2 protein-coding genes and 1 pseudogene are annotated in these 1,073 nt (G+C 74.0%); all 3 read right to left on the bottom strand.

The window, feature by feature from the left end; genetic code table 11:
• The coding region (locus AB0K09_RS33710; RefSeq protein WP_366069187.1) for an iron-containing alcohol dehydrogenase at positions 1 to 394 on the bottom strand (394 nt) is incomplete at its 3' end.
• Between the two features lie 7 nt (positions 395 to 401).
• Positions 402 to 950, bottom strand: coding sequence for a shikimate kinase (locus AB0K09_RS33705; protein WP_366069186.1), 549 nt, complete (start codon positions 948 to 950; stop codon positions 402 to 404).
• Positions 947 to 1,073, bottom strand: a pseudogene (locus AB0K09_RS33700) (chorismate synthase); the annotation flags it as partial. The gene AB0K09_RS33705 and the pseudogene AB0K09_RS33700, both read right to left, overlap by 4 nt.

Below are 1,073 nucleotides of genomic sequence, written 5' to 3'. Positions count from 1 at the left end.
GCACGGCGATCCAGCGCACGCCGCGCAGCCAGGTGGCGGCGACGAAGCCGGCCAGGTCGGTGGTGGCACCGCCGCCCACGCCGACGACGACGTCGGTGCGGGTGAAGTTCGACTGGCCGAGCGCCTTCCAGCAGTAGGCCGCGACCTCGGCGGTCTTGGCCTCCTCCGCGTTGGGCACCTGGATGGCGATGGCCTCGTAGCCCTGGGCGGCGAGGTCCTCGCGCAGCGCCTCGCCGGTGGCGGCGAGCGCCTCGGGGTGCAGCACGGCGACCCGCTTGGCGGCCGTGCCGATCAGTCCGGGCAGCTCGCCCAGCAGCGCGCGGCCGACCAGGACCTCGTAGGGCTCGGTGCCCGCGCTGCCGGCGACCTGGATGCGGGTGGGGGCGTCGGTCATGCGTTCCTCACTGCGTGATGTCTCGTGGGTGGGCCCCGGAAGCCGGCGCCGGCAGCTCCAGCGCCTCCATCACCGCGTCGGCGACCTGGGCCGGGGTACGACCGCCGGTGCCGACGACGACACGGGCGACCTCGGTGTAGAGCGGGCGGCGCTGTTCCATCAGTTCGCGCCAGCGCTGCCGGGGGTTGACGGCGAGCAGCGGCCGGGGCGTGTCCAGGCCGACGCGCCGCACGGCGTCGGCGAGCTCGACGTCGAGGAAGACCACGGGCAGGCCCTTGAGCAGGGCCCGGGTGGAGTCGTCCATGACGGCACCGCCGCCGAGGGCGAGCACGCCGGAGTGCTCGGCGAGGGCCGTGCGCACGGCCTCCCGCTCCAGCGCGCGGAAGTGCGGCTCGCCCTCGTCGATGAAGATCTCCGGGATGGGCTTTCCGGCGACCTGCTCGATGTCCGCGTCGGTGTCCCGGTAGCCGGTGCCGAGCCGTCGGGCGAGCAGGGCGCCGATGGTCGACTTCCCGGCCCCCGGGGGGCCGACGAGGACGACGACGGGGGTGGTCACTTGATCGCCAGGTTGTCGAGGTAGCTGTGGATGTTGCGGCGGGTTTCGGTGACGCTGTCGCCCCCGAACTTCTCCACCACCGCGTCGGCCAGCACCAGCGCCACCATCGCCTCCGCCACGATC

The organism is Streptomyces sp. NPDC049577 (genome assembly GCF_040675635.1).
GTDB lineage: Bacteria > Actinomycetota > Actinomycetes > Streptomycetales > Streptomycetaceae > Streptomyces.
This window is presented reverse-complemented; position numbering and strand designations above follow the sequence as displayed.